At 42.2% G+C, this 5,849-nt stretch carries 8 protein-coding genes; 2 read left to right on the top strand and 6 right to left on the bottom strand.

Annotation, left to right across the window (positions count from 1 at the left end):
• Positions 1-132: 132 nt before the first annotated feature.
• From HUK38_RS14215 to HUK38_RS14225, 3 genes are all read right to left on the bottom strand, one after another.
• Entirely contained in the window at positions 133-795 is a 663-nt protein-coding gene (locus HUK38_RS14215; protein WP_182584986.1) for a hypothetical protein, read from the bottom strand.
• Positions 796-806: 11 nt separating this feature from the next.
• A complete protein-coding gene (locus HUK38_RS14220) occupies positions 807-977 on the bottom strand; it encodes a hypothetical protein (RefSeq protein WP_182584987.1) in 171 nt (56 codons plus the stop codon).
• A gap of 236 nt (positions 978-1,213) precedes the next feature.
• Complete coding sequence (locus HUK38_RS14225; protein WP_182584988.1) at positions 1,214-1,912, bottom strand: hypothetical protein; 699 nt, start codon at positions 1,910-1,912, stop codon at positions 1,214-1,216.
• A gap of 1,232 nt (positions 1,913-3,144) precedes the next feature.
• Here HUK38_RS14225 and HUK38_RS14230 point away from each other — a divergent pair.
• Together HUK38_RS14230 and HUK38_RS14235 are read left to right on the top strand one after the other, a co-directional pair.
• Positions 3,145-3,759, top strand: coding sequence for a recombinase family protein (locus tag HUK38_RS14230; protein ID WP_182584989.1), 615 nt, complete (start codon positions 3,145-3,147; stop codon positions 3,757-3,759).
• 186 nt (positions 3,760-3,945) lie between these two features.
• Positions 3,946-4,458 carry a hypothetical protein gene (locus HUK38_RS14235; RefSeq protein ID WP_182584990.1) on the top strand — a complete coding sequence of 171 codons (513 nt, stop codon included), beginning with the start codon at positions 3,946-3,948 and terminating at the stop codon, positions 4,456-4,458.
• On the opposite strand, the gene HUK38_RS14240 is transcribed toward HUK38_RS14235, so the two are convergent.
• The 3 genes from HUK38_RS14240 to HUK38_RS14250 all read right to left on the bottom strand — a co-directional run.
• Positions 4,433-4,909 carry a thermonuclease family protein gene (locus HUK38_RS14240; protein WP_182584991.1) on the bottom strand — a complete coding sequence of 159 codons (477 nt, stop codon included), beginning with the start codon at positions 4,907-4,909 and terminating at the stop codon, positions 4,433-4,435. The two genes, HUK38_RS14235 and HUK38_RS14240, sit on opposite strands and share 26 nt — an antisense overlap.
• 36 nt (positions 4,910-4,945) lie before the next feature.
• Positions 4,946-5,458: a tRNA (adenine-N(6)-)-methyltransferase gene (locus HUK38_RS14245; protein WP_194374904.1), complete on the bottom strand. Its 513-nt coding sequence runs from the start codon at positions 5,456-5,458 to the stop codon at positions 4,946-4,948.
• A partial coding sequence (locus tag HUK38_RS14250; protein ID WP_238787690.1) for a metal-dependent hydrolase occupies positions 5,455-5,849 on the bottom strand: 395 nt, incomplete at its 5' end. The genes HUK38_RS14245 and HUK38_RS14250, both read right to left, overlap by 4 nt.

Consider the following 5,849-nt stretch of genomic DNA (forward strand, 5'->3'; position numbering starts at 1 on the left):
CATGTACGCCAAAGAATTTTAAAACATATTCGAGCCAATCGGGAGCGGTCGCCCCGATGATTACAGCGGGGAGCGAAGCGGGCGAGAATGGCAAAGCTATTGCCACGGCGATAGCCGTGTGGCTCTTCCAAGTCATTGTAAAATCTCCATAAAGTCGGCGTGCTCTCGTTCTTCTAAATAGCTTAAAAGCTTTTCAAGTAGGGCACTTTTTTCAGTTCTTGCGGTCGCTTGTTTTGCTTTTAATTCTGCTAGTTTTTCCATCAAAACGATACGCTCATCAAGGGCGATAATTCCCTCTGTGCTTCGAGCTTTTGCTCTAATTTGTTTTAGCTCTACGACTTCCAAAATCGTAGCCGTGGCGTGCTCTTCGTTTTCTGCTTCAAAATATTTTTTTACATCTTCAATTATTTCTATTTTGAAATCAATCTTTTTCTTTTGAATTTCTCTTTTTTCTTTGTCGTCTAAAAGCGGGTAAGTTGCTTGAAGTCCTGCATTGTAGTAGTTAAAATCAGACGGGAAAATTCCCGTGTTCGTTCCCTCTTCGCTTCCACGGGCGGTTCTTCTTCCCGTGGTCGCCACGGCTTCAATTTTTAGCTTATTGTAATCAACACGATAAACCATTTTATCCATTAAGAACGCCACGGCGGTGGCGATTTTTTTCTCTTTTGGTACTTTCTGCACGGTTTTGTAAACGGTCGGGGCGAAGTTCTGCATTAGCAAAATATCTTCTTTTGTTATTGTTGCGGGTGCTTTGTCGTTTGCCTCTACATGTAAGCAAATTGCGAGTATCGCCAAAATTATTTTTCTCATTTTTCGCCTTTGTTTTTGATAATGGTTGCCAACAATAGTTTTCTTAATTGCTCGTATTCTTTGGCTAGTTCTTGCTCAAAGATTGAAGCTCTCGCCTTTTCTTCCTTTACATGTAAGGCGTGGAGTAATTCGTGCATTTTTTCGGCGTGCACTGTGTAAGTTTGCATTTAAAAATCCTCTCTTTGCTCTTTAAAATTAAGGGTGGGGCGAGGCGTTAAGACCGTGTTTTGCCTTGGCTTTCGCTTGGTTGCGACTTTGCGGGCACGAAGTCCCCCGCAAAGTTTTCTCACGGAGGCACGAAGTCCCCGAAGTGAGGAAAAGCAAGTAAGCGAAAGGTCAGGCAAAATACGGTTAGCCTCGTGGGTGGGAAGTAATATGGAGGCGTTACGCTTGCGTAATGCGTTCACTTTGTCTTTCCTCTCATCGCAAAGCGGGCGACCATAATCAAGCCCGCCAATTCGTGCTGACCCGTGGCTAACATCGCAATAATTAAAATGATGATTGAAGCGTTTGTCATGTCGTAGCTTGTCCCGCTTGTGAGCGGGATTTCGTTAAAATTTTTTTGCTTCAAAATAGAAAAGAGAGTTTTGTCGATAGACAACTCGCTTTCTGCGGAAGCAATGACAATGCGGGCGTTTTTTACGATTTGTTTCAAAAACTCTTTTTTTCGTCCTTGCATTTTATCGAGGTCGTCAATGAACACAATCGAACCGCTAGCGAAATATTCAAGAGCTTCAAGCTGAACGGTTTGCTTTTTTGCGTTCTTGCTCAAATATTGATATGTCAATTCGTCATCATTGTGGCTTTCGATAAATTGGGTCAAAACTTTTTCAGTCAGGTTTTTTGTAATCCAATCGCCGACACTTTCGTGAGCGTTTATTTTTATGAAAGTATCTTTTGGAAAAATCTCTGTTCTTGCATTGTATAGCTTTTCCAACTCTCTTGTTTTTCCCGCACTTGCCACGCCCGTGATAAGGATTGAGCTTTTTTTTGAAATCCATTTTTCTTTACATGTAGAAGAATATTTGCGTGGCTTTGTTCTGAGTACAATTCCTTTGACGGGGCTTTCAGAATTGAGCTTTTTTAGTCTTAAGTATGTCATTGTTCGTTTAGACCCTTTTTCCCTTTTAAACTGTACTATTATAGCAAATTATAGACCTTTTTACAATAGCCTTTTATCGCATTGTTTAGTCGTTCGTTTAGACTGTACAATTCAATCGCTCTAAACTTAAACCCTGCTTTGGTCGGTCAATCTCTTCTATAATAACTATGGACTGCGGGCGGGCTAATTCTTCTCATCGCTCACGGTTTCCGCTTGGCTTTCGCTTGGCTCGTTTTTCTTTGTTCGTTTTTTCGCTTGGCTTTCGCTTGGTTGCGACTTTGCGGGCACGAAGTCCCCCGCAAAGTTTTCTCACGGAGGCACGAAGTCCCCGAAGTGAGGAAAAGCAAGTAAGCGAAAGGTAAGCGAAAAAATGGACGAAAAACGAGGTAAGCGAAAGGTAAGCGAAACCGTGAGCGATGAGAAGAATATTAAATGGCTACATTTTGGAAATACGAAGTTCAAACGGTGGAGCTTTCTATTCGCTCCCGCAACTCAACGAGGGCGGGCGGGGGCTGAGGGGTGAAGCCCGCCCGAGTAGAGGGAGCGATTAAAACGCCCGCCCCCCACCATAGCCCCGTAAAAAGGGGCGGGCGGGCGTTTTCCTACCGTGACCGTGGCACGGTAGGGCGTAACCGTGACCGTGGCACGGTGGAGCTTATTGTATTTTGAGGCGAGACCGAGGCTCGCCGATTAAGCCCGACCGTGGCGGGCGTGCTCTTGCATTAGCCCCCGCAGGGGGCGGGCTGTATTCCGCCCCGCAGGGGCGGGCATTGTATTCTTTACATGTAAGGCTTTTGGTAAATCTCTACATGTAAGGATTGATTGGAAGCTCTACATGTAAGGATATTTCAGAACCTTTACATGTAAGGATTGATTTCAAGCTCTACATGTAAGGCTTTTGGTAAATCTCTACATGTAAGAACCTTTACATGTAAGGAAATAGCCATTTTTTGGCACTTTTTGGCTCTTTTTTGGCTTTTTTTGGCTTTTTTGATGAAAAAGGGCATTTTTTGCCCTTTTTTAGGGCATTTTTTGCCTCTTTTTTGACCTCAAAAAGTCATTTTTAGGGGCGTTTAGACTGCTTTTTTATGTCTAGTTTTTATATATAGCGGGGGGCGGTTTTTTTGCTTTTTCTGTTGGCGGTATTCGTTCAGCCTAGACGGTCGTTTAAACTGTTGACATAGTGTCAGCGTTTTGATATAATACCTCTAAACTAACACAAGGGGTTTAAAATGGTTTACGGATACATTAGGGTCTCGACCGATAAGCAAGATTACGACAATCAAAAACACGGCATTTTAGAATATTGTAACCGTCTCAAACTTTCGCCCGTTGAGTTCATCAGCGAGACGATAAGCTCACGGGTCAAGCTCGAAGAGCGTGATGTCTCTCGCCTCATCGGCTCGCTAAAAGCGGGCGATGTGCTCGTGACTTCTGAGCTTTCTCGTCTTGGTCGTAGCATTTTGGAAGTTATGACAATTTTCAAAGAGCTTACAGAAAAGGGCGTTGTCACACATGTAATAAAAGGCAACTTCATCATCAATGGTACAGACAACAAAATACAGTCTAGCGTGCTCATTTTTGCTTTTGGTCTTTCGGCTGAAATCGAAAGAGAACTAATAAGCCAACGAACCAAAGAAGCGTTACAACGCAGAAAGAGCGAGGGCGTTATCCTTGGGCGTAAAAAGGGGGCGATTGTAAAAAGTAAGCTAGATGGAAAGGAGGAGCAAATAATCGACTTAGTAGGCAAAGGCGTACCCGTTGCGAGTATCGCTAAGATTTTCGGCTGTGCCCGTGGCACGCTAGTAAACTTCATCAGTTCAAGAAAAATAAAAGCTAAGGATTGATAAATGATTTGTGAGATAGGTCGGAGGTGCAGGAAGCACCTCACTTGTCCCGACTGTGCGAGGTCGTGGCAACGAAAAGAATTTAAGACTTTTTGCGAGGGTACAAAAATTCAACCTGATGGAATTTTAACATATTTCGTCATCAAAACGCAAAGGCGGGGTAATCTGTTCTACTCTGTTGATGAATTGTACAAAGTTGTCGATGATATTCGGGAAGCTGTTAAGCGTTCCCGTATCTCTTCCGTTTTCTTTGGACGGTTGGAAGTTAGTTTTTCTCAATCAATGGGATTTAATCCTCACTTAAATTTGATTACATTCGGCGATGTAACGCCGTTTCTTGAAATCTTAATGAGGTATAATTTGAGCGTGTATCGAAGAATAAAAGAGAATGATAAAAATGTCTCTCGCTCTATTGTTTGGTACATGTGTAAATACAATAACTTAGGTTACGAAAAGGGGGAAATCGTGAGAACAATTTTAAATAAAAGGCAAACTATCGTGTCATCAAGGCATTTTAAAAACTTAAATATCGGCGATGTTTCCGCTACTGATGTGGATTATAGTTTTTTAAAACCTTGCCCGATACGCTATCGTGAAGAAGTAGAATTGAGAAGCAATTATGCTTCTCAACGCAGGCGAGAGCGTGAGGCTCTTATCTCTAAAATCGAGGCTATTAAGAAGTTGTACGAGACGGCTTAACTCTTCTATATTCCCACGGCGGTGTCGCCGTGGGTTCGCTCCACAATCCCACCTTTTTTTCTTTTGCTTTCTGCTCTTCCTCGATAAACTTTTTATCTTTTGAATACTTTACATAAACCCACGCCATACCGTTTTCAATCTGTTTTAAATTTGCGTTTACGCCTTTACATGTAACCGTTCCAACGGTTCGACCGTATCGGTCTATCGTTTCGATCTCTACATGTAAAGGTTTTGAAAAACAAATATCCGACAATGCTTTTTTTGAGGCTTGCCCGAAAGCTTGCGTTTTCTCGGGTGCGTCTATCTTTGCTAATCTGATTTTAATTTCTCTTTTATCATTGGTGAGCATTTTAAGCGTGTCTCCGTCCGTAATCGCTACAACTACGCCGTCAAGTGTTCCCGCTTGAATTTGAGCCACTAGCATAGCAAAGAAGAGGGTTTTTTTTAACATTGCTTTCCTTTCAATCCTTACATGTAAGGATTGAAATTATAGCAATTCTAAAACGATTTGATTAGGTAGGAAGTTTCGGCAAAAATAGGCACTCATAAAAGTTGTATTTTTTTCAATCGTTCCGTTTTGTTTGTAGTGTATTCGCTTGTCGAAGAAAAGGAATTGAGGCGAAGCGTTCGCCTCTTTGAAGCTAAATAGCGGATATTTGTCATTAAGGCACGCACAAGTCATAAGCAGAGCAAAAGGCTTTTTAAAACTCAAAGCACGCTCAAAGATTAAACGCTTACATGTAAAGGGTGGGTTAGAAATTATCATGTCCCACGCTTGTCGTGGCTCATAATTCAGAAAGTCTTGCTCAAAGTCAATATGCGAAGCGATGACCTTATTTTTCTTTGAAATCTGTTTGACGAACTCACTCTCTTGCGTGTCAAACGGACACCAAACCACGGCGTTTTTTGGAATGTACTTCAAGAGCGGAGCGACCGCATAAGCGGGCGTATAGCTCTCATCGCTTCCCGTTTTGTTGTAAAGAATTTCGCTACTTCTCAAAATAATTTAAACCTCGTCTCAAGGGCTTCTTTGTTGTCAATTATGCCGTTTTTGTGTAGATAACCGTAATCCATATGATACTTATTGAAGCCGTGCTCTTGGTTCAATAGTTCGAGGGCGTTCGATGATATGGAAACCGAAGCAATAAGCAGACCAAACGCAACGATGTATTCTAACGGCTCGCCCGTTTTTATCTTTCCACCTAGTAAATGAATTTTGTGTTTGTCGTTTGGCGTTATTGGTACGCCCGTAATCGTCAAACTATCAGCGAACCAATGCGAGAGATAGCCAATCCCAAACCAAAAGAGTATCGCTCTAAAATCAATTAAAAAAGATAATGCGATGAGCATTATCGGAATGATTAGGTAGTGCGTTTCTTGGCGGTGCTTTA

The sequence above is a fragment of the Thiospirillum jenense genome, assembly GCF_014145225.1.
GTDB classification, from domain to species: Bacteria; Pseudomonadota; Gammaproteobacteria; order Chromatiales; family Chromatiaceae; genus Thiospirillum; species Thiospirillum jenense.

Coding starts and splice junctions, on each gene's coding strand:
- HUK38_RS14220 (WP_182584987.1), bottom strand. CDS start 977: ATGCAAACTTACACAGTGCACGCCGAAAAAATGCACGAATTACTCCAC.
- HUK38_RS14225 (WP_182584988.1), bottom strand. CDS start 1,912: ATGACATACTTAAGACTAAAAAAGCTCAATTCTGAAAGCCCCGTCAAA.
- HUK38_RS14230 (WP_182584989.1), top strand. CDS start 3,145: ATGGTTTACGGATACATTAGGGTCTCGACCGATAAGCAAGATTACGAC.
- HUK38_RS14240 (WP_182584991.1), bottom strand. CDS start 4,909: ATGTTAAAAAAAACCCTCTTCTTTGCTATGCTAGTGGCTCAAATTCAA.